Raw genomic sequence first — 23198 nt, forward strand, 5'->3', positions numbered from 1 at the left:
GTCCTTAAATTTGGATAAAAAAGGTCATTTTCCTCACTGTTCCTCATTGCTATTCACTTCTCTTCAATGCTGCTCTATTCCTTTCATCTCATTGACGCTCGCTTTCCGGAATGCTAAGATTTTGTTGTGAAATACCAGTGAAATAGTCGGAATTAAAAACGGTGGAATGTCGACTGGACGACCAGAGACGGGACACGGATCATCTCAACCTTAGGTGGGATGCCGTGTCTCTATTTGTTTATTTTGATCAGGGAGAGTGAGCCGGGTGCAAACAAGAAACTATACGACGGACGTACTGATTATCGGCGGCGGCACGGCAGGCACGATGGCCGCCATTAAGGCAAAGGAAGCGAATCCGGAGCTGCAGGTGCTCGTGCTGGATAAAGCGGATATCAGGCGCAGCGGAGCGATCAGCATGGGAATGGACGGCCTGAACAACGCAGTCATTCCGGGCAAAGCGACCCCGGAGGAATATACGCTTGAGATCACCGCTTCCAATGACGGGATTATCGACCAGCGCGCCGTTTACCGGCAGGCTTCGGAATGCTACGGCATCGTGAAGGAGCTGGATTCGTGGGGAGTCGATTTCGAGAAGGATGCCGAGGGCAATTACGAGGTGTACCGGGTACACCGGAACGGCAAATATGTGCTGCCGATGCCTAAGGCGAGCGATTTAAAGCTTATTCTGGCCAAGCAAGTCAAGAAAATGAAGTGCAAGGTCGTCAACCGGGTCATGGTGACGAGGCTGCTGACGCAGGGCAATCAAGTGACCGGCGCGATCGGCCTTGACGTATTCAGCGGCGAGCTGGTCGTCGTTCAGGCGAAGGCGGTCGTCATGACAGCGGGTGCCGCAGGCAGAATGGGACTGACGGATTCGGGATACTTGTACAGCACGTACGAGAATCCGACCAATTCCGGCGAAGGTTATGCGATGGCCTATCATGCGGGGGCGGAGCTGACGGGCATCGAATGTTATCAGATCAATCCGACGATGAAGGATTACAACGGCCCGGCTTGCGCTTACGTGGCGGGTCCGTTCGGAGGCTATACCGCTAACGCGAAAGGGGAACGGGTGACGGGCTGCGATTATTGGAGCGGCGAGCTGATCATGAATATGTGGAAGCTGGCGAACAAGGGGGATTGGCCGCTTTATTTGAAGCTTACTCATCTGGACGACCAAACGATCTCCCAAATCGAATCGATTCTGCATTACAACGAACGGCCGAGCCGGGACCGCTTCCACTCGGGAAGAGGGAAGGATTACCGCACCGACATGGTCGAGCTGAACTTCTCCGAGCTTGGGCTGTGCAGCGGCCACAGCGCTTCCGGCGTTCTGGTCAACCACGAAGCGGAAACCTCGATGGCCGGCTTGTATGCGGCAGGCGATATGGCTTGCGTACCGCATCAATATTTGCTCGGAGCGTTAACCTTCGGCAAAATTTCGGGGACAAACGCGTCCCATTTTGCGCAGGGGCAATCCCATGCAGAGCCCGATCCCGCCCAGATCGAAGCGGAGAGAGCGCGGATCGAGGATATTTTAAGCAGGCCCGACGGCGTGCCGCACCAGCAGGTGGAGTATAAGATCCGGCGCATCGTCACCCAGTATCTGATGCCTCCGAAAACGATCACGAAGATGGAAATCGCCCTGGAAAAAATCGAGCATTTCCGCAAGGTCGATCTTAAGCTGCTGGGAGCCCGTGATGCCCATGAGCTGGGCAGGGCTCTCGAGATTCACAGCATCGTAGACTGCGCGGAGATGATGGCCAGAGCCTCCTTGTTCCGCAAGGAAAGCAGATGGGGATTTTACCACTATTTCCTCGATTACCCGGAGCGGGATGACGAGAACTGGCTGAAGCGCGTCATTATCCGCAAAGGCGGGGACGGCAGCAGCGAATTATATACGAAGGAGCTTCCGCCTTACATTCTTGAGCCGGAAACCGAAGCAGGAAATTCGAAAGGAGAGCTGAAAGCCAATGAGCAATCTGTCCACTAGCTTTATTCCGCAGCGGGCGGAGGCAAGCGTTATTATCGACCGGGATAAATGCATCGGCTGCAATATTTGCGTGCAGGTGTGCCCGATGGGCATTCTGGCGCTGGATGTCGAAGGGAAGGCCTATATGAAGTACGACGAGTGCTGGTACTGCACGCCATGTCAGACGGATTGCCCCGTCGATGCGGTAACGGTCCATATCCCTTATTTGGTGCGATAGCTGCTTTGGAAGGAAAGGATGAAAACGATGGCTACTAAAATCCGTCATATTTGGCTGCTGAATACGATCCTGCTGATTACCCTCCTCTTGAGCGCTTGCTCTGCGGGTCATGCGAACCGGGAAAATTCGGGCCAGTCCGGCTCTTCGGGCAAGGATCCGGTTACGGTAACGGTCGGTTACCAATCCCCTACGGCTCAAACCTGGGGGGCGCTTATTATCAAGAACAAAAAGCTGTTCGAGAAGCATCTGAAGGAGGCGGCGCCGGACCTTAACGTGAAGGTCGAATGGTTCGATGCGCCTGCCGGCTCGGTGCTGAACAATAATATGAACAGCGGCAAAATCCAGCTCTCATTTCTCGGCGATATGCCTTCGCTGCTGAACGCCGTGCTTGGCATTACGCAGCCCAATTATCATTCCGTGTTTCTTGCCTTTGACGGCAAGGGAGCACTGGGACGCAATCAAGCGATACTCGTACCGGAGAACAGCGATATTCAAAGCATCGAAGACCTGAAGGGGAAAACGGTATCGACCCCGATCGGCAGCAGCTCGCACCGTATGCTTCTGGAGTCGCTGCGCAAGGTGGGTTTAGTGGATCAGGTAACGATCGTCGATCAGTCGGTAACCGTCGGCATGCAGAGCATCGAGCAAGGAAAGGTTGCGGCCCATGCGACCTGGGAGCCTTATCCGAGCTTAATGCAGCAGCGGGAGATCGGCAGAGTGCTCCAGTTTGGCGAAGCGACCCAAATCGATTACCTGGCCGGCGTTGTCGCCAATGCGGATTGGGCCAAGGAAAATAAGCCGGTCGTGCTCGCATTTTTGAGAGCGTTGAATGAAGCGCATGAGTTTGCCGTAAGCAATCCGGAGGAGACTGCGAAAATATTCGAAGCGGAGAGCAAATTCCCGCCTGAGGTATGCCGCAAAATGGTGGAGAACATCCGTTTCGACGCGGCGATCTATGACAAGGATCTGAATACGCTGAACGGAAGCATCGAGTTTCTGGCCGGTATCGGCAAGCTTTCCAAAAAACCGGATCTAAATGCTTTCGTGGATGATGCTTATTTGCGCGAGGCGCTCGAGTCGGCGGGCAAGCCGTATCTGACCGATACGGAAATTCAGGGAGACTGGATCGATGGAAAAGTTTATTAATGCCGTACCTGTCCGCAGACATATCCTGCTCCGCTCCTATGCCGTCCGGATCGTCTCGCTGATCGTCTTTGTGTTTCTCTGGCATGAAGCCGTCAACTCGAATGTGCTTTGGCCGCTGCAGTTCGGCAATTTGCCGGGGCCGGTCGACGTGCTCAGGGAATGGATCGGCTATTTGACTCAAACGGGTTACTTCAAGGATATCGGCGTCAGCACGTTTCGTGTTACGGCCGGGATTGCGCTCGGTCTTGTTACCGCAGTTCCGCTCGGTCTCTGGATCGGCCTCAGCCGATTTGCAAGGGATGCCTGGTTTACCAATCTGGAAATTTTCCGACCGATCCCCTTGATCGCCTATTTGCCGGTGGCGATGCTTTTGTTCCGCACGATCGAGGGCAGCATTATTTTCATTACGTTTATAGGAGCGTTTTTTCCGATTCTGATTAATGTGAAGGATGCCGCGGGGAGGGTGCCGGCCTCTCTGCTCCAGGCGGCTTCCTGCCTGGGCTGCGGTCCCGTGCGCTCGCTGTGGCGCATTTATTTGCCGGCGATGCTGCCGGAAATTTGCACGGGTTTATCCGTCGGGGTGGCCGCCTCCTGGATGGGCGTCATTACGGGGGAGATGATGTCGGGCCAGTCGGGCATCGGCTATACGACATGGCAGGCTTATCATTTGCTGGATTACAAACAATCGATCATCGGCATGTTTACGATCGGTGCGTTAGGTTATGCGTCCTCGGCACTGGTCCGCCTCATCGAACGCCGGATGGTGCGGTGGAAGCGATAAACGTTTGGAAACGAAGGGGGAGATGGCATATGCAGGTCGATATTTCAGGCCTAACGAAGCACTATGAGACAGGGACCGGGTCCGCGGTTCCTGTCCTAAGCGATATTTCCATGTCGATCGGGGAAGCGGAGTTCGTCTGCCTGCTCGGGCCGTCCGGCTGCGGAAAAAGCACGCTGCTGAAGCTGATCGCGGGCCTGGAGCAGCCCACCCGCGGCACGATTTCGTTTCCTGGCGAAAGCGGCGGAGGCGGCGGAATTTCCCGGGACTGCGGCTTTATTTTTCAAAATTACGCCTTGTTTCCGTGGCTTACCGTCAAGGAGAATATCCGTTTCGGCTTGCAAATGCGGAAGGTGCCGCGGAAGAGGCAGCTGGAGATCGTGGAGGAGTATTTAACGGCGTACGGTCTGACCGGCGCCGCGGAGCTGTATCCGAGCCAGCTTTCCGGAGGGATGAGCCAGCGTGTCGCCATCGCCAGGGCGCTTTGCTTAAAGCCGAAGCTGCTGCTGATGGATGAGCCCTTCGGCGCGCTCGATGCGATCCTTCGGCTAAAGCTGCAGGAAGAGGTCGTCCGCATATGGGAGAAGGAAAAGATTACCTTTATGCTGGTGACGCATGACGTGGAAGAGGCGATCTATCTGGCTGACCGGATTATCGTCATGACGCCGGGTCCCGGCCGGATCAGCCAGTCGGTGCGCGTAGAGATCCCGCGGCCGCGGATTCGCACGAACAGCGACTTCACCGAATTGCGAAGCAGGATGATGGGCTTGCTGGACGGAAGCCAGACGGCACAGCAGCCGCTGCCGCTCGATCTCCGGCATCAGCCGTATGTTCAGCCTCCTGCAAGGCTGAGCATATAAAGCAATTGCGGCGGAATATAAATAGGATGTAGCGCAGCCTTACTATCCGTCATTTGCGGGAAATGAGAGGATGAGCAGCGATGTCCGATTTTCGCCGAAGCAGAGCCGAGGTGCCTCCCTATTTTCCCGAGGGAACGGATCCGCAATGGCTGCCGTTAACGCCGCTGGAGCAAATGGCCCAAACGGATTACGACGTGCTGATCGTCGGAACCGGCGCCGGCGGCGGAGCCGTACTGTGGAGATTATGCGAGGGCTTGAAGGACAGCGGCAAAAGAATCGGCGTCATCGAAGCCGGAGACCTGCTGCTGCCGACTCATGGAATGAACCTTCCGACCTCCGGTTGGGCGCTTAGCTCCATAGGGAACCGGTTTTTTCCGATCGGCGATTTTTTGCCGCAATATTCGGCCGCGCGGCAATTTTTCGGGCTGGGGGGAAGAACCTTGAATTGGGGAATTGCCGCCCCCCGGATGCATGGGTCCGATATGATCCATTGGCCCGTGCCTCTTCGCGAGATGGAGAAGTACTATAAAATCGCCGAGCAGGCGATGTTCGTAAGCCATATGTTCGCGCAAGGATCCACCCTGTCGGAAATTACGGTGAACCGCCTATGGCAAAACGGTTTTCCTGAAGCGGTCTTTCTTCCTATGGCAGCCGATCTTGCTCAGACGAAATATGGCGAGCTGCATTCTAACGTTTATTTCAGTTCCATCCTGTTTCTTGCGAGAGCATTGAAGCTGCGCGCCTATGATCTGGCCGTCAGAGCCCGGGCGGTTCAAATCATTACCGAAAACGGGAAAGCGGCTGGCGTAAGAGCGGTCAGCTCCGATAAAAAATGGTATGATCTCAAGGCGAAGACGGTCGTTTTATCGGCAAGCACCTTGGAAAATCCGAGAATTCTGCTGAATTCGGGCATTCAAGGCCATGCCGTCGGCCATTACCTGACGAATCATTCCGGCGTAGAAGCTTGGGGGACGATGAACAAGGAGCCATTTCCCGAAATAACGGGAACGCTCGCTTTATTAATTCCGGGTACGGAATTCCGTCCTTATCAAGTGCAGATTCAGGGTTTTATCAATGGAGGTTACCCCTTTTATCCTTCCGTGTATCATTACAGTATCGATAAACCGGTAAGTGACATTTCGGATTATGTGATGTGGGCGTTCGGCAAGGTGGAATCCCGTTTTGAGAACAGGGTCGGGCTGAGTCCGAATCTCCGGGATGAATACGGGGTGCCTATGATAGAGGTCGATTTCTCCTACAGCAATCGGGATCTGGAGGTTATCCGGCTCATGTCGCAGGCTCTTGTTCAGGTGTCGGAAGCGATGGATGCCCCGATTAATATAAAAAACGGCAGACTTGACATGTCCACGTGGATTCCGGGACGTGATTTCCATGAATGCGGAACCTGCCGGATGGGCGATAACCCGCTGACTTCGACAACGAACCGATTTGGCCAGGTACATGGCGTCCCGGGCCTATATGCGGCCGATAACAGCGTTCTGCCCACACTTGGAGCGGCCAATCCAACGCTCACGGCAGTCGCCTTGGCTATTCGGACGGCAGACTATCTGATTGAGCGGTTGAATGCGTGAATCTAAAAAAATGGAGGTACAGGAACAATTCCTGCACCTCCATTTTTTTATGTCAGCCCGCCGCCCTTCATCATATCTTCAAACCATCAGAGGATAGTACCAAAAGGTAATTATTCGCTGCATAGCGCTACTGGGAAACGGGGCCGACAAAAAAACTTATATGTTCCCGGGCCTTTACTTCGTCAGGACAGCAATGAAATAATTGTATTTGAATTGCATGGTACGGGTCATCCGTGCGTTCAACTAGTCGGAATGAAAGGGATTATTCTCACCTGCAAGCACCATGACGGTTTTTGCCTGTGGCCCAGCCAATATACGGAGCATTCCGTCAAAAATAGTCCATGGAGAGACGGCGCCGGAGATCTCGTCCGCGAGGTTTCGCTTGCCTGTCAGGCAGCCGGATTAAAATTCGGCATTTACGTTTCGCCGTGGGACCGGCACGAGCCCTCTTATGGCGACTAGGAGCGTTATAACGCCCACTTTCTCAACCAGCTTACCGAACTGCTGACCGGTTATGGAGAGTTATTTTGCGTCTGGTTCGACGGGTCTTGCGGGGAAGGGCCAAACGGCAAACGGCAAGAGTATGATTGGGATGCCTACTACAACAGAATTCGCCTTCTCCAGCCTAACGCGGTTATTTCGGTCTGCGGGCCGGATGTCCGCTGGTGCGGAAATGAAGCCGGCCATACGCGTAACGTGGAATGGAGCGTCGTTCCGGCGAGTCTGCGTGACAATGAAAAAATCCAGGAAAAATCCCAGCAAGCGGATGACGGCGAATTTGCAACAAGATTAGGCTCGGACGAAGAGGATCTGGGCAGCCGCGAGGTTTTATCCCGGACCGATCAAGTGGTGTGGTATCCGGCAGAGGTCAATACATCCATTCGGCCGGGCTGGTTCTTTCATGATCATGAGAACGACCAGGTCAAATCGGTCGAGCATTTGATGGATCTTTATGAGAGAACGGTCGGAGGAAACACGACTTTTCTGCTTAATTTACCCCCGGACAGAAGGGGACTGATCCATGAGAATGATGCAAGGACGATGAAGGAGCTGGGCGAGCGGATTCACCGTACTTACAGCAGCAATTTAGCGGATGGCGCCGGCATCGCCGCTTCACATACGCTGAGTGCCGAGCATGGCGCTAATGTACTGACAGACGGCAATTCGCAAACGTTTTGGCGCCCTGCCGAGGGAGTGGAACAGGCGGCGATTGAATTGCAATGGGATGAGGCACAAACGTTTAATCGCATCATGCTCAAAGAGTATATTCGACAAGGACAGCGAATCGAAAAATTCCAGATCCGATTGGTTAAATGAGGGAGCATGGCAGCTGCTGTATGCGGGAGAGATTGTCGGTTACAAAAAGATTTGCCGGTTCGATCCCGTACAGACAGACCGGATCCGTATCCGGATTATGGAATCACGCGGCTATCCTACTTTAAGTGAAATAGGATTATATGAGGCAGACTCCGTTTATGTTGAATATTTGGTTGCGACTACTGGAATACCAGTTCCAAAGGCATATGCTTTCCCGAAGTAGGGAATGAATGTTTTTGGAGTAACTGGATTTTATGCGGTTATTTTAGGAAGATCGACGGTAGGATGCGAAATAACGGGATTTTCTACCGTTACTTTCTGGCTTTGCGGCGGAAACTAAGGATTTAAAAGGAATTATGTGCAAGCAATCCAGTTAAAATGCCAATAGGACCAAAAACGGTGAAAATAACTGGAGAAAATCCATTTCTAGCGCTGCTTCCGATACTCGACGGGCGTACATCCGACCTCCTGCTTGAACAGCTTCGTGAAATAGGAGTAATTGGAATAGCCGACCTTGCTCGCGATCGTATTGACCGAGATTTGGGTTGTCTCGAGCAAATGCTTGGCGACCTTGATGCGGGCCTGGATAATGTAATTGCCTAATGAAATGCCCGTTTCCTTCTTGAACATCCGCGCCAGGTAATCGGGGTTGAGGAAAACGATCTCGGCCAGGCTTGTTCGGGAAAGCTCGTCGCCGCAGTGGGTGCGGATATGATGCTTGATTTCCTCGACGACCGAGTTCGGCTGCTCGGCGAAATTGCGGTACTCCGTCGCGGTGTTCACCAGATACCGGAGATAGCTCTCCATATCCTCGATCGAGTGCAGAGACTGCATGAACAGCTGGTCGTTCGTTCTGCCCGTGTACATTTTGTGCGCCATAATTTCCTTGCTTTTGAGATAGGCGTACACAAGCTGGACCATATCGAGCCGGAACAGGCTGAGAACGGACGCATTCAGCATCTGATTGCGCGAAATATGGTGCAGATAGCGGCTCGTTTCCTCCAGAAAGGCGGACGGGTTGTTCTGCTCCAAAAGCTGCTCCAGCAGCGCCAGATCGGGCGGCGAATAAGAGGCGTCCGACTGCCGGTAATGCTCCAGCAGGAAGGTCTGGTTGCGGTATTTGATCGTCTTTTCGTTCATGCCGAGCAGATCCTTCAACGTCTGGTGAATGTCCTCCAGCTTACCCGCGGCGGCGATCATGCAGCAGGCGTCGCATTTGAGATACTGATTGGCCCTTTGAATGAACGTTGCGCAAATGCTTTCCGCAGCGGCGGTATCCGGCTCCTCCCGCCACTTCAGCACGGCCATCCAGTCGCAGTCCTGCAGCTCCAGCACCGTTTCGACCGAAAACCTGGAATCCTGAAACAGCTCGTGCAGCACGTTCAGCAGCGCAAAGTCGAACAAGTCCTTATCGCGTTTTCCGAGACTTCCCTCATAAGGGAAAATATGCAGAAGCACGGGCTGTATCATGTCCGTCAGCGCGTAAGCCAGATTTTGCTCTCCGATCAGACGGCCGATGGCGTCAGGCTTGGCATAGGCGGTTTTCCCCGTCGCCAGCTTGCGCCAGAAATGCTCCTGGACGTTTTTCCGGTTTTTTTTCCAGTAATAGCCTTCTTGTATCGCTTTGGCCTGATCCTGCTCTTCGTTCGCTTTGGCGACCGCCTTCTGGACGATGAGCGTCAGCTTGTCGAACTCGATCGGCTTAAGGAAATAATCAAAGCTTTGCAGTTCGATCGCTTTTTGCGCATAGTTGAAATCGGCGTAATTGGTCAGGAAGATCGTTTGGACGTTGTACTGCTCCTCCCGGATCCAGGCGAGCAGCTCCAGGCCGCTGCCCTGCGGCATCTCGATATCGCAGATCAAAATATGGATCGGATGCTGCTTCAGCAGCTCCTGCGCCTGGGCGATATTATACGCGGAATAAACCTTCCCGATGGAGAGCGCCTGCCAGTTCATTTTTTTCTCCAGCGCGGTCACGACAAAGTAGTCGTCGTCTACAAGCAATACGTTCATGCTTCACGGCTCCTTTCGCAGCATGTTCTGCGGAGTTTGAGGAAGGAAAAGGTCAACGCAGGCGCCTCCGCCTTCGGAATTGGAGAAGCGGATGTCAGCCTTGCCGCGGTACAAAAACGCCAGCCGCTTCAGCGTATTCATAATGCCGATATGATGCCCGTCCGATTGCTCCAGCGGCTGTCCGCTGCGCAGCCTCTCCAGAATGTCCGGGGCAAAGCCGGGTCCTGTATCGGAAATGCGGATAACGGCCGTCTCGCCCTCCGAATCCGTTAAGCTTCCGGCCTTCACGCGAATTTGCACCTCGTTCACCCGCGATACCGCGTATTTCACCGAGTTCTCGATAAACGTCTGGAGCACAAGCGGCGGAATTTTCATGTGCGCCGTGCCGCCGTCCTTCTCGATGCTGTATGTGAACGCATCCCGGTAGCGGTGCTTCTGGATTTCCAGGTAGATCCGGACGTGGTCAAGCTCATCCTCCAGCCTGACAAAGTCCTGCCCGCTCTGGAACAAATAGCGGAAGTAATTGGACGTGGAGATCGCCATGCTTTGAATTTCCTCGAACATATGCATTTGGGCCATGCTGTAAATGTTCGTCAGGCAGTTCAGGAAAAAGTGGGGCTTGATCTGCAGCTTCATATAATCCAGCTGGATTTTTTGTTTTTCGAGCTCATGCTCGTAGCTGTCGATCTTGAATATTTTAATTTGCTCGAGCAAATTTTTGAACAGCTTGTTCGCGTAGTCCAGCTCGACGATTCGGTTGATTTTGAGCTCCAGCGGTTTGTCGTCTTCGTTAAGCTGCGTCAAATTGTACGAGAAATGCTTTAGCGGCCGCAGGATCAGAAGGTTGAAATAGATCATCATGCCGCTTAGCGCGAAAGCGACGATGACGGCCAGAAGCAGAATCAGCAGCTGGGCGATCATTATTTTCTCGAACGCTCCGAATTTGATCAGCATGTTGACGCCGAAGTCCGCATTCGAGAACTGGCCGCTGACGGTCGTTTTGGACTGCACCAGCTCGAGCGGCGATGACCGGTCCGCTTCCTGCCGCAATGCCGCCGCCTCGTCCGACTCCGGTGCCGCAATCGCAGCGCCGTTCCGGTCCACCAGAGTGACGAACCCGTTATCGCCGAGATCCATCTGCTGCAGGGGCCGGATCAGATTGTCGGCGGAGATGACGCAGATCAGGTAGCTCTCATAATAGGGTACGATATTAATGATAAAAGATTTATCGTTCAGCAGAATGGGCGACCATTTGGAATAAAACTTTTCAAACAGATTTTTATCCTGCACATAGGAGAAAATCTGTTTTTTTAGTGCCAGAAAGTCGGGATATACCAGGTTCGTCGGGGCGGTGTTCAAAAAATACTGCTGATCCTTCAAATAAATAAAGAAGTTATATTTTTGCTCGTAATTTTTTTGCAGCTCGCCGAACCGCTTGTACAGCTCCGTGTTCGCCTTCAAAAATTCGGTATCGGCGGGGCTGTGCGTTTTCATCTCTTCGATGTTCTCATCGTTGGCGAGCGTCCAGCCCATATATTGATTAATATTGGAGAAATCGAGATTGATCCGGTTAATGTACAAATTGGCCGTATCCTGCATATACCGGGCAGTCTGCTGCTTCACGATGGAAATCGCGGCAATGCTGATCATACAATCGAGCGCGAGTACGGAACATAAGATGACCATCATAATTTTGACATAATGCCTGATCGGATACGATTTGCGTGTCGTTTGTTTCGCCATAGGGTTCATCCCAAATCCTTTCCGTCCTTTTAGGCTAATAAACAATAAAACGGTTACAGCCGCCGTTAAAGTTTATTATAGAGCGAATCCCTCCGGATAAGACATACCGATTTCCCGCATTTCCGCTGAAAGTCCGAAAAAGGGCATAGAAAGTCCGGATAGCGATATTTTCACGGATATGCGGGGACAAGCCGGTCTTCCCCAATCCGTCCAAAAAGTCCGAATAACCGTTTTCGAAGGTCCGCATTGTGAAATTCACCCGATCTATAATAAAGAGGCAGGGAGAGTGAGTAGCCAGCCTGAAAGAGTAGGACGAAGGATGGGGGAATTTGTTTGAAAATGAGCCAATCAAACGCCGGCATGCTGCATACGCTCGGCCGGATCAGAAAAAACTGGGGTTTGTACCTGCTGCTGCTGCCCGCGGCGGTGCTGCTTCTGCTATTTGCGTATATCCCGATGTACGGGGTGCTGATCGCATTTAAGGATTACAGCCCCGCAACGGGAATACTGGAAAGCCCTTGGGCGGGCTTCAACTATTTTGAGAAGTTTTTTAACTCCTATCAATTTGATATTACGATCAAGAACACGCTTGTCATCAGCCTGTACAGCATAGCGACCTTCCCGATTCCGATTATGCTGGCGCTGATGATCAACCAGATGAGGGCGAACCGATTTAAGCAAGTGTTCCAGACCGTCACCTACATGCCGCATTTTATTTCTACCGTCGTCATGGTGGGGCTGATTCTGATCTTGCTTTCTCCCGGCAACGGGCTGCTCGGCAACCTGTTCCGGCTGTTCGGGGCGGAGGCGCCGAATCTGATCGGGTCTGCGGGCATGTTCAGCAGCTTGTACGTATGGACCGATGTATGGCAGCACGCCGGCTGGGACAGCATTATTTACATTGCGGCTTTGTCCGCGGTCGATCCTAGCCTGTACGAAGCGGCCAAGGTCGACGGGGCGAGCCGCTGGCAAAGAATCCGGTACATCGATATGCCGATGCTGCTGCCGACGGCGATAACGCTGCTCATTTTGCGGATCGGCGGTCTGCTTGGGGTCGGCTTCGAGAAGGTGTATCTCATGCAGAACAACCTGAACATATCTTCAAGCGAGGTCATCGCAACCTATGTGTACAAGATCGGGCTGCTCAGCAGCCAGTACAGCTTCTCCTCGGCCATCAACCTGTTCAATACGGTCATCAATTTTATATTGCTGATCCTCGTCAATCAGGCGGCGAAAAAATACAGCGAAAACAGCCTGTGGTAACGGAAAGGATGGATAGTGATGAACGCAGTGGAAGCAGTAGCGAAGCCGGCGGCAAGCAAGGAAAAAAGGCGAACGTTCGATGTGTTGGAGGCGTTGATCTATTTATTCGCGGTCATGATGCTGATCTTAATCGTGTACCCGATCTATTTTATCGTCATCGCGTCGTTCAGCGATCCGGCAGCGGTTGCCGGCGGCAGGATGTGGGTGCTCCCGATGGGGTTCACGCTGGACGGCTACCAAGAGCTGCTAAAGCATTCGAACATATGGATCGGCTATAAAAATACGATTTTGTACACGGTCATAGGGACGCTGATCAGCCTGGCCGTCAACGTTTCGGCGGCGTATGCGCTTTCCCGTAAGGATCTGGCCGGTCGCAAGGCGATTACTTTGTTTTTTATCTTTACGATGTTTTTTAACGGCGGTTTGATTCCGACTTTCCTGACGATCCGCGACTTTCATCTGTACGATACGTTTCTCGTCATGGTGCTGCCGTTTTCCGTCGCCGTATTCAACATTATCGTGGCGCGCACATTTTTTCAATCGAGCATTCCCGGCGATTTGTGGGAGGCCGCCCAGCTTGACGGCTGCGGCAACCTGAAATATTATGTCCAGATCGTGCTTCCGCTATCGAAGGCGGTGCTGTCGGTATTGGCGCTCTGGACGGCCGTCGGGTATTGGAATTCGTATTTCAACGCGCTAATTTATTTAAAGGATCAGGATTTGTACCCGCTGCAGCTTATCCTGCGCAATATCCTGATTACAAACCAGATGCAGTCGAGCATGGGCACGGGCGAAGCGGCGGTTATCGCCATGCGCCTTGCCAATCTGATGCGCTATTCGGTCATCATCGTTTCCACGCTTCCTATTATGTGCATGTATCCGTTCGTGCAGAAGTACTTCAACCAGGGGGTGATGATCGGCGCCGTGAAATAGGGGATCCGCTTGACCATTTTTAATTTGAACAGGGGGAAGCTTCGCATGTACCAAAAATCGAAAGCAAAAGGAAAAAGATGGTCCATCGCCTTCGTTAGTTTTTGCACGGTGTTCGGTTTAATCGGCTGCTCCGGGAATTCGGAGAACGCTCCTGCCAAAGCGGGGGCCGAATTCAACAAGGAAGGGCTTCCGATCGTATCGGAGCCGGTCACGCTGGACGTTCTGACCGTCCGCTGGGGCAATATGGGGGACACGTTCAAAAATAACACATGGCTGCAGGAGCTGGAGAAAGAGACGAACGTCAAAATCAATTGGCAGGTCATGTCCTACAACGACTGGGGCGAGCAAAAGTCGATTATGCTGGCGAGCGGCACGCTGCCGGATATTATTTTCGGAGATATCGTCTTCTCGGATTCCGATATCGTTAACAACTTATCGTATTTCCTCCCGCTGGACGATTTAATCGATCAATATATGCCGAATCTGAAGGCGGCAATGGAAGAAACGCCTGAGATGAGGAAGCTCAGCACGTTCCCGGACGGGAAAATCTACTCGCTGCCTGCAAGGCTGCCGTCGCGTCCGAAAAGCACGATGCAGCCGGTCATCAACAAAGCCTGGCTGGACCAGCTTGGCTTGGAAGTGCCGGATAATATCGACGAGCTGTATGAGGTGTTCAAGGCGTTCAAGGAAAAGGACCCGAACCAGAACGGCAAAGCCGATGAAATTCCGTTCAGCGGCTCGGTCGATATCAGCATGGACTTCCTGAGCCCGTTCGGGATTACCGACCTGAATAACAACAGCATGATGCTGAAAAACGGCGATCCGGTGTTTTACCCTGCCTCGAACGAATATAAGGAAGCGATCAAATGGGTGCACAAGCTGTATTCGGAAGGTTTGATCGACCAGGAGCTGTTCACGCAGGACAGCACGATGTCGACGGCGAAGCAGCAAAATCCGGATGTCGCCCTGATCGGCTTCTCCAACCAATGGATACCTGACGCGGTGTTCGGCAAATGGAAGGATCAATATGCAACGATTCCGTCGATTGCCGGACCGGACGGGAACCGATACCAGACCGGCGACCCGGTCGGCCTCAGCCTTCGCCGCAATGAGCTCCTGATCACGAAATCCGGCAAGCATCCGGAGGTCGCGGCGCGCTGGGCGGACCAGTTCTACACGAATGAAGCGAGCATCCAAAATTTCTGGGGCGCGATCGGCACGGTTATCGAGAAGAAGGACGACGGCACTTATGCGTTGATGTCCCCGCCTGAAGGCACGAGCGCGGATGCCTGGTACTGGGAGCAATCCGTGCGGGATTTCGGACCGAAATACGTAAGCCCAAGCTTCGAGAAAAATATCGTCTTGGACGAGACGACCGGCGACGGGCTGAAGCTTGTCATCGACAAGCTCGGCAGCGAATACGTGACCGATCCGTTCCCGAACGTCATGTACAGCGCGGAGGAGTTCCAGGAGCTGCCTACGCTGACGACGGATATCGATAGCTACGTCAAGACGACCCGCGCCCAGTGGATTACGAAAGGCAACGTCGACGAAGAGTGGGATGCCTATATCAAGCAGCTGAACACAATGGGGCTTAAACGGCTCGTTGAGATTCGTACGGAAGCCTATAAACGGTACACAAGCGTAGAGTAAAGAAAATGAAGGAGCGTAATAGTCATGCTAAAGGTTACCGTATGGAATGAGAACCGCCATGAGAAAGCAAACCCGGTCGTCGGCGGCATTTATCCGGACGGCATTCATGGCGCGATTGCCGGATTTTTGGCGGAGGCCGGTTTTGACGCAGGAACGGCAACTCTGGATGAGCCGGAGCACGGACTGACGGATGACGTGCTGAACCGGACGGATGTCCTGATCTGGTGGGGGCATCTCGCCCATCACGAGGTTAGGGACGACATCGTCGAGAAGGTGTACCGGCGGGTTTTGGCGGGCATGGGGCTGATCGTGCTTCACTCGGGCCATGCCTCGAAAATTTTCAGCAAGCTGCTCGGCACGCCGACCATGCAGCTGAAGTGGCGCGAAGCGGACGAGAAGGAGCGGCTATGGGTCATCGATCCGGCCCATCCGATCGCCGCAGGGCTTGGAGAGTACATCGAGCTGCAGCAGGAGGAGATGTACGGCGAGCACTTTAACATCCCGGCGCCAGACCAGCTGGTGTTCATCTCTTGGTTCGAAGGCGGAGAGGTGTTCCGCAGCGGCGTGACGTACCACCGAGGGCAGGGGAAAATCTTTTACTTCCGCCCGGGTCATGAAACGTATCCGACTTACCATAACAAAGAAATCCAGAAGGTTATTGTGAACGGTGTGCGGTGGGCGGCGCCAAACGGCTCGGCGGAGCCGACGTACGGCAATGCGGCGCCGCTGGAGCCGATCGGGCGGAAGGTTTTGCCGGCGGAAGGAGCGGGCTCAAGATGAAACGATTCCGGATCGGTTTGATTGGCCTCGGCGGCATGGCCCAGGAGCATATCCGCTGGATGAAGGCGGAGGGCCGCTTCGAGATCGCGGCCGTCAGCGACGTTTACGAGGAAGCGCTGGTCAAGGCCGGGGAGCAGCTCGGCATCGCGGAGGAAAAGCGGTATACGGATTTTAACCGGTTGATCGAAGACCCGGACGTCGAGGCGGTCATTTCCGTTACGCCGAACAACGTCCATGCGGAAATCATTCGAGGCTGCCTGCAGGCAGGGAAGCCATTTATGGCGGAGAAGCCGTTCACGCGCACGTTCGAGGAAGCGGTTCCGCTGCTCGAGCTGCATGAGCGGCAGCCGGTTCCGGCCTTGCTCGCCTTTACCTACCGCTATACGCCGGCCTTCCGCTTTGCGAGAGAGCTTATACGCGAAGGCAAGCTCGGCGAGGTCCGCAGCTTCTCGATTCAGTACTTGCAGGGCTGGGGCGCAGCGGCAAACAATACGCCTTATATATGGCGGTTCAACAAAGCGATCACCGGCACGGGCACGCTCGGAGATCTGGGCTCTCATATGATCGACATGGCGCGTTTCCTGTTCGGGGAGGAGTTCGAAGAGCTGTCGGCGCAGCTGCATACGATCATTCCGGAGCGCCACGATCCCTCGAGCGGGACGATGGCCGCCGTCGAGGTCGACGACTTCGCCAGCTTCCAGGCCCGGATGACGGGCGGCAGGATGGGCGTCTTCCAGACGACCCGCAACGCGATCGGCTCGGGCAATCAGCACGAGGTGTCCGTCTACGGGGATTGCGGCACGCTGCACGCATCGACGCTTAACCCGAACCAGCTGATATGGATCCGCGAAGAAGCGCCAGGGCAGCTAGCGACGGTCACACTCGACGTGCCTGCGCACTGCAAAGTCACGCAGTACGCGGACTTTGCCTCCCTGCTCGAGGGGAACGTCCCGGACGGCCTTCCGGGCTTCATGGACGGCTACCGCAACCAGGAAATACTGGATGCGATCGTCAGGGCAAGCGAAACGAAGGCGACCGTTAAGCTATAAAAAAGGTGATACCCGGAGGCTTAGGCTTCCGGGTATTTTGCGATTTTGTTCTTTTGCTCACTATCCCCTGGGCTCAGGATGGGTAGGCGAAAACAGCTCAGCTCGGGTTGGGTACACGAAAATGCTCAACCCGGGATGGTGGACGAAGGTAGCTCAAATTCCTGAGTTGAGGGGACAATGAAGCAAAGAACGAAAAAAGGGTGACCCATCTAGCTTGGGTGTGTGCGAGTGATTTTTAGTGAGGATGTTCGGATCTTGCGGAGCTTGATGAGTTACGCAGGCAGAGGGTATATAGCTTGTATTGTTCTTTTGCGCACTATCCCCTCGGTTCCGGCCGGGCAGATAAATACGCAGCTCATGATGGGTAGACGAATAAAGCTCTGGACGGTCAGACGAATACACAGCTCATGATGGTGGGACGAAAACAGCCCGTTTTCCTGAGCTAAAGGGAGAGTGGATCAAAAATGAAAAAAAGAGGTGCCTTATCGAAGCCGGGCGAGTGATTGACAGTGAGGAGATGAGGAGTTTCACAATCTTGCTGTTTCATTCCATCTTGGGGCATCAATCGGGCCGGATAAGGTATAGTAGAAGAAAGAATCGGGAGGGGGACGCGAATGATGACCAAAACCTTCGACTATGGCGAGGAAGAGATCGAATATTTGAAAAAGAGGGATGCGGCGCTTGGGGCGGCGATAGACAGGATCGGCAAGGTGGAAAGAGCCGTGACGCCGGACCTGTTCTCCGCACTGACACATGCGATCGTTGGCCAGCTCATTTCGGTTAAGGCCGCGGCTACGATATGGGGGAGACTGCAGAGCCGGTTCGGCGAATTCAGCGCGGAACGTCTGGCGGCCCAAACGGCGGCGGATTTGAAGCAATGCGGCTTAAGCATGAAAAAAGCGGAATGCATCAAGGAGATCGCCGAGCTTATCGCACAAGGCGGCTTGCAGATGGAGGAGCTGCGCCGCTTGTCCGATAAAGAGGTGATCGACAGGCTGACGGCTATTAAAGGCGTAGGCATCTGGACGGCGGAAATGCTGCTGCTTCATTGCCTGGAACGGCGAGATGTCGTCAGCTGGGGAGATATCGCCATCCGTCGCGGCATGATGAGACTGTACGGGCTGGACACTTTGTCCAAGCAGCAATTTAACGCCTATCGTGACAACTACTCGCCTTACGGAACGGTAGCTTCCATCTACCTATGGGAACTATCAGCACCATGAAAGGATTGGACTCCCGGAGAATTAAAATTAAAGCAAAAATGACACAAACACCCCCCCATTTTCATCTATTGTTAAGATGATTGAAAACAAGGAGGGGCATTAAAGGCGATGGGAGCCAGACTAAGACAAGGTGTTTCGTTTTTAACCTGGAATATCTATCTAGGTGCGGATTTATCACCGTTGACAGGCGGACTAACGCCACCGGCGGTAACACAAGTGTACCGTCAATTTCTTGCGACCAATTTTCCTGTTCGTGCCAAAGCAATCGCCAGTCAGATTGCGTCTAGAAAACCCGATCTCATCGGCTTACAGGAAGCGGAAAGGTGGGAGCTCGAAGTTCCCGGTTTTGGGACGGTTGTCTATGACTTTGTTGAATTGCTGATGGCTGAGTTAAAAGCGATCGGGCTGCACTATGAAGCAGCGGCTCGTAATCATAATCGGGATGTACAAGATGTTCAGGATAGTAACGGAAATAAGATTAGTTTTCTGGACCGGGATGTCATTTTGATTCGAAAAGAACTAGGACTTCAGGTGATCGATAAACAAGAAGTTAATTTCACAACGAATTATTCCGGATTCACTCGGGGATGGTCCTCGGTTGATGTGAAATTAGGTAATCGTGTTTTTAGGATGATCAACACCCATTTGGAGCCGCTTGATTTTAATACAAGGAATGCCCAAGCATTGGAGCTGATAAATGGTCCGGCCAAGACTGAGTTACCGGTGATTCTTACGGGAGATTTGAATTTGACCCCTGCCAACCCTACATTCACTGCTTTAGTCAGTTCAGGACTTCGTGATGTATGGACTGAAGTGGGGGCAGGCTTTGGCTTTACCGGTGTTCAGGCCCCCGATCTTTTGAATGCAGCTTCTGCATTGAATATAAGAATAGACTATATTCTATTTAAAAATGTGACGATACCGATTCATGCGGATTTGGTTGGAGAAGAACAGGGTGACAGGACACCTGCCGCTCTCTGGCCTTCCGATCACGCCGGAGTTTTCGCCACATTTAAGTTGTAATGAAAAAGAGGTATGGTCGCATGAATTGCCGCGGAAATCGCGGTTTTTTTGTTTTATTGGTTTAAGTTCTATTGAAATATTGGGAATTAATGTTGTTGAAATTTTTGCATATCCGATGCATCCTTAACATACGGAAGTTGTCTGATCTGTCGTAGGAGAGAAGGGGATGCCGCTGTTTAAAGGATCGCTTCAAGTCAAGTTTATTTTGGCCTGCCTGCTTGTCGTTCTGCCATTCGCGACGCTGCTGTTTCTGGTCAACCGGTTCAGCATGAACAACATCCGCGAAGAGATTATCAATTCGAATACCAATCTGATGCGGCTGTATATGGCTTCCCTGGATACGTCTCTTCAGAAAATCAACGACAATTTGAGCAGCGTCCAGCGCAGCAGCGACGATCTCAATCTGGTTTCCAAATATGAACCCGGCAGCCGGCCTTACATTTACAGCAAATATAAAGCGATGGAATCGCTGAAGCAGGTGCTGGTCTATACGCCGCAAGCCGATTTTCTGTTTTTGTACATGCAGAAGAGCAAGGACCTGGCGTCCACCGACCAATCGATTGGAAGCGGCCCGGGCCGGACAGGCTGGCTGGAGGTGCTCGACCGCGCGATCGAAACGAGGGAATTTTACAGCTGGCAGACGATTCATGACGCCAATTCCTTTGGCTTGATCAGCGTCGTCGAAGCCGCTCCTTCCGTCTATATCGGCGCCTGGGTCGGATCCGGCAACGTTATGGCGCCATTCCGGCAAATGGATCTCGGCGACCGGGGCCAGGTCGTGGCGCTGTCCAAGCAGTACGAGGTGCTGGCGAGCATGAAGGAGCAGTCGTTTCTGAAGCAGGAGCCGTCGTTTTTCCGAAAGCGTTTTCCGGTGTCCGAGGAGGAAGGCTCCAAGCTTCGTTACGTGCAGGTGAGCCGGGAGTCGTCGATGGCTGATCTGCTGCTGACGGTGCTCATTCCGGAATCGATATTGCTGAAAAACCTGCTATTTTTTGAGCGGCTGTTTTATCTGATTATTTTGGCGGTTATCGTCATGCTCGCCATTTATGTGGCCGTTCTGCGGACGATCCTGATCAAGCCAATCCGGAAGCTGATCAAGGGGATGCGGCTTCTTGAGGAGGGAAGGCTGGATATCCGGATCCGGCCCGAGAAAACCTTGGAGCTCAGCCAGCTCATTGAGGCGTTCAACCGGATGGCCTCCGAAATCAGACATTTGAAAATCGATGTTTACGAAGAGAAAAACCGCTCTCTGCGGGCGGAGTATAAACAGCTTCAAGCGCAGATCAATCCGCATTTTTATTTGAACAGCTTGAATATTGTGTACAATCTGGTCGCCCTTCGCAATTACGATACGGTGAAAAAGCTGATCCTGCATATTTCCGAGTATTTCCGCTTTATTACGAGAACGGAGAAGGAGCTGATTACGATCGGCGAGGAGATCGGGCATGTCCGCAATTACATGGGCATTCAAATGCTGCGTTTTCCGGACCAGATCCGGTTCGAGTGCGACATGGACGAAGAAGCGGGCTCCGCTCTGCTTCCGCCTTTGTCGCTGCAGCCCTTCGTGGAGAATGCCGTCGTGCACGGCTTCACAAATCCCGAGCTGGCGTTTGTTATCCGCCTCGAGGTTTGCCTGCACGGCAAGGCCGCGGAGGGAGGCTGTTTCGTCGACATTACCGTGTCGGACAATGGGACGGGCTTTTCCCCGGAGCTACTGGAACAGCTGCAAAATCTTAATTATTTCAACGAAACGCAGGAGGGACATCTTGGCATTTGGAACATCTACAGGAGATTAAGCATGCGTTACGGCGGACGGACTGCCGCCTCGTTCGCGAATGCGGACGGGGGAGGCGCGATAATCCGCCTCCGCATTCCATACGAAACGGAAGGGGGACAAGAGCATGTATAACATGCTGGTCGTCGACGACGAACGCTTTGCCGTGCAGGGAATCAGCCGTGCCATCGACTGGAGGGACCTGCCGATCGGATGCATCCATGAAGCATACGGCTTGAAGGATGCCGCAGCCATAGCGGCCGAGCATAAGCTCCACCTGCTCATTGTCGATATCGAGATGCCGGGGACGAGCGGTTTCGAGGTGATGGACAAGATCAAAGAAAGCCACCCCGATATCGAGACGATTTTTTTGACGGCACATGCCGACTTCTCCTATGCGCAGCGTGCGATTCAAATGGGCAGCTACGATTATATTTTGAAGCCCTTCGACCATGACCAGCTAAAGGCTGTCGTGCGGGACGCGATCGGGAAGATCGGGGAGGATGAGGAGCAGCACCTCTTCCTGCAGCAATATCAGCAGTATCTCGGTTTATGGGAGAAGCAGAGGCCGGTGCTGGTCGAGCGTTTCTGGCAGGACCTGCTTCAGGGGCGTACAATTCCGACGGACGGATACCTGGCGTACGCGGCGGAGCTGTACGGCCTGCCGATTCAGGCCGACGACCGGGTCGTCCCCGTCCTGATCAGCCTGGAGTCGTGGAACCAGAAGCTGACGGCAAGAGAAGAGGCGATACTGGAGTTTGCGCTCGGCAATATCGCCTCGGAAACGTTCGGCGGCGTCTACCCCGGTGAAATCGTGAAGGTGCCGGGCGGCCAGATGGCGATTCTGCGTCCCGACGGCTCCGAGGCGTATGACGAAGCCCGCATAGCCGATACATGCGGGAAGCTGATTGCCGCCTGCCAGCAATATTTGCACTGCACGCTCACCTGCTACGTGGGCAAGCCGGTCAACGTCGGCAGCGTAAGCGAAGCATACGGCCGGCTGCAGGAAATGGAGCGTTACAACATCCATGAAGTCAATCGGGTGATGTTTCTGGATAAGGAAGAGCCGCGGCACTCCGGCGCGGCCTCCTTCAAATGGCCGGATATTCGCGTCCTGCTGGATATGAACAAGCACGAGGAGGCTGTACGGAAGACGTACCAGGCGTTCGAGGAGATGGAGCGGGAGTCGGCCGGCACGGAGGCGCTGGAAGCTTTTTACGTTCACATCGTCGGCCTTGTGTTCCAGATGCTGCATGAGCGGAACCTGTCCGTGCATGACGTATTCGAATCCAGGGAGCTGATGGACGGCCCGGCCGTTACGGCTTCGATTCCCCGCATGAAAAGCTGGACGAGGCAGACGCTGGAGAAGCTGGCCTCCGCCTTGTCCGCGTCAGGCGGCAGCCATTCGGCGATTGTGGAGCGGGTATGTCAATATATTAAGGCCAATCTCGCTTCCGAAATCGGCCGGGACGATCTGGCGGCCGTCGTCCATTTGAATCCGGCTTATTTGTCCCGGCTGTTCAAGAAAGTGAAGGGCGTTTCGATGTCGGATTACATGCTGGCCGAGAAGATGGACCGCGCCAAAACGCTGCTGACGACGACCAATCTCAAGGTCACGACTATTGCGGAGCAGGTCGGCTGCAGCCATTATACGTATTTCTCCAAGCTGTTCCGCAAGGCAGTCGGCGTAACGCCGCAGGAATACCGGAAAAGCTACCAGTCCGTCTAGAATGGAGAGGCTCCTCGGCTTAAGCTGCGGAGCCGTTTTGTATATTTAAATGAAAGCGCATACGAAAAAGTCACAGTTGTACATAACAAGTCACCGCTTTTTCTATTTCGAA

At 53.5% G+C, this 23198-nt stretch carries 17 protein-coding genes and 1 pseudogene; 16 read left to right on the forward strand and 2 right to left on the reverse strand.

Features of this window, described 5'->3' with window-relative positions; genetic code table 11:
* Window positions 1–265 precede the first annotated feature (265 nt).
* The 7 genes and pseudogenes from KP806_RS12675 to KP806_RS12705 all read left to right on the forward strand — a co-directional run bounded on the left by KP806_RS12675 (window position 266) and on the right by KP806_RS12705 (window position 7903).
* The gene (locus tag KP806_RS12675) at window positions 266–1993 is read left to right on the forward strand and encodes a fumarate reductase/succinate dehydrogenase flavoprotein subunit (protein WP_224724060.1); all 1728 of its coding nucleotides are present in this window, start codon (window positions 266–268) and stop codon (window positions 1991–1993) included.
* Window positions 1974–2210, forward strand: coding sequence for a 4Fe-4S dicluster domain-containing protein (locus KP806_RS12680; RefSeq protein WP_224724061.1), 237 nt, complete (start codon window positions 1974–1976; stop codon window positions 2208–2210). The genes KP806_RS12675 and KP806_RS12680 overlap by 20 nt, the downstream gene beginning before the upstream one ends.
* A gap of 27 nt (window positions 2211–2237) precedes the next feature.
* Window positions 2238–3356 carry an ABC transporter substrate-binding protein gene (locus tag KP806_RS12685; RefSeq protein ID WP_224724062.1) on the forward strand — a complete coding sequence of 373 codons (1119 nt, stop codon included), beginning with the start codon at window positions 2238–2240 and terminating at the stop codon, window positions 3354–3356.
* A complete protein-coding gene (locus KP806_RS12690) occupies window positions 3340–4137 on the forward strand; it encodes an ABC transporter permease (protein WP_224724063.1) in 798 nt (265 codons plus the stop codon). The genes KP806_RS12685 and KP806_RS12690 overlap by 17 nt, the downstream gene beginning before the upstream one ends.
* Before the next feature lie 29 nt (window positions 4138–4166).
* On the forward strand, window positions 4167–4994 hold the full coding sequence (locus KP806_RS12695; RefSeq protein ID WP_224724064.1) for an ABC transporter ATP-binding protein: 828 nt from the start codon (window positions 4167–4169) through the stop codon (window positions 4992–4994).
* An 80-nt stretch (window positions 4995–5074) separates the two neighbouring features.
* Window positions 5075–6586 (forward strand): GMC oxidoreductase, encoded by a 1512-nt coding sequence (locus tag KP806_RS12700; protein ID WP_224724065.1) that lies wholly within the window; start codon window positions 5075–5077, stop codon window positions 6584–6586.
* 252 nt (window positions 6587–6838) lie between these two features.
* Window positions 6839–7903: pseudogene (locus KP806_RS12705) on the forward strand (alpha-L-fucosidase).
* Between the two features lie 426 nt (window positions 7904–8329).
* On the opposite strand, the gene KP806_RS12710 reads toward KP806_RS12705, so the two are convergent.
* Together KP806_RS12710 and KP806_RS12715 are read right to left on the reverse strand one after the other, a co-directional pair.
* Window positions 8330–9916: a response regulator transcription factor gene (locus KP806_RS12710; RefSeq protein WP_224724066.1), complete on the reverse strand. Its 1587-nt coding sequence runs from the start codon at window positions 9914–9916 to the stop codon at window positions 8330–8332.
* A 3-nt stretch (window positions 9917–9919) separates the two neighbouring features.
* Entirely contained in the window at window positions 9920–11659 is a 1740-nt protein-coding gene (locus KP806_RS12715) for a sensor histidine kinase (RefSeq protein ID WP_224724067.1), read from the reverse strand.
* A 339-nt stretch (window positions 11660–11998) separates the two neighbouring features.
* On the opposite strand from KP806_RS12715, the gene KP806_RS12720 reads away from it, so the two are divergent.
* The 9 genes from KP806_RS12720 to KP806_RS12760 all read left to right on the forward strand — a co-directional run bounded on the left by KP806_RS12720 (window position 11999) and on the right by KP806_RS12760 (window position 23086).
* Complete coding sequence (locus KP806_RS12720) at window positions 11999–12922, forward strand: ABC transporter permease (RefSeq protein ID WP_224724068.1); 924 nt, start codon at window positions 11999–12001, stop codon at window positions 12920–12922.
* 18 nt (window positions 12923–12940) lie between these two features.
* A complete protein-coding gene (locus tag KP806_RS12725) occupies window positions 12941–13855 on the forward strand; it encodes a carbohydrate ABC transporter permease (protein ID WP_224724069.1) in 915 nt (304 codons plus the stop codon).
* Window positions 13856–13900: 45 nt separating this feature from the next.
* Window positions 13901–15508 carry an extracellular solute-binding protein gene (locus KP806_RS12730; protein WP_224724070.1) on the forward strand — a complete coding sequence of 536 codons (1608 nt, stop codon included), beginning with the start codon at window positions 13901–13903 and terminating at the stop codon, window positions 15506–15508.
* A 24-nt stretch (window positions 15509–15532) separates the two neighbouring features.
* Entirely contained in the window at window positions 15533–16288 is a 756-nt protein-coding gene (locus tag KP806_RS12735; RefSeq protein WP_224724071.1) for a ThuA domain-containing protein, read from the forward strand.
* Complete coding sequence (locus tag KP806_RS12740; protein ID WP_224724072.1) at window positions 16285–17337, forward strand: Gfo/Idh/MocA family protein; 1053 nt, start codon at window positions 16285–16287, stop codon at window positions 17335–17337. Before KP806_RS12735 ends, KP806_RS12740 begins: the two co-directional genes overlap by 4 nt.
* Window positions 17338–17951: 614 nt before the next feature.
* Window positions 17952–18560: a DNA-3-methyladenine glycosylase family protein gene (locus KP806_RS12745; RefSeq protein ID WP_224724073.1), complete on the forward strand. Its 609-nt coding sequence runs from the start codon at window positions 17952–17954 to the stop codon at window positions 18558–18560.
* A gap of 108 nt (window positions 18561–18668) precedes the next feature.
* The gene (locus tag KP806_RS12750; RefSeq protein WP_224724074.1) at window positions 18669–19583 is read left to right on the forward strand and encodes an endonuclease/exonuclease/phosphatase family protein; all 915 of its coding nucleotides are present in this window, start codon (window positions 18669–18671) and stop codon (window positions 19581–19583) included.
* Between the two features lie 166 nt (window positions 19584–19749).
* Complete coding sequence (locus KP806_RS12755) at window positions 19750–21492, forward strand: sensor histidine kinase (RefSeq protein WP_224724075.1); 1743 nt, start codon at window positions 19750–19752, stop codon at window positions 21490–21492.
* Window positions 21485–23086 carry a response regulator gene (locus KP806_RS12760; protein WP_224724076.1) on the forward strand — a complete coding sequence of 534 codons (1602 nt, stop codon included), beginning with the start codon at window positions 21485–21487 and terminating at the stop codon, window positions 23084–23086. The genes KP806_RS12755 and KP806_RS12760 overlap by 8 nt, the downstream gene beginning before the upstream one ends.
* Window positions 23087–23198 lie beyond the last annotated feature (112 nt).

This window comes from Paenibacillus vietnamensis (assembly GCF_020169515.1).
GTDB lineage: Bacteria > Bacillota > Bacilli > Paenibacillales > Paenibacillaceae > Pristimantibacillus > Pristimantibacillus vietnamensis.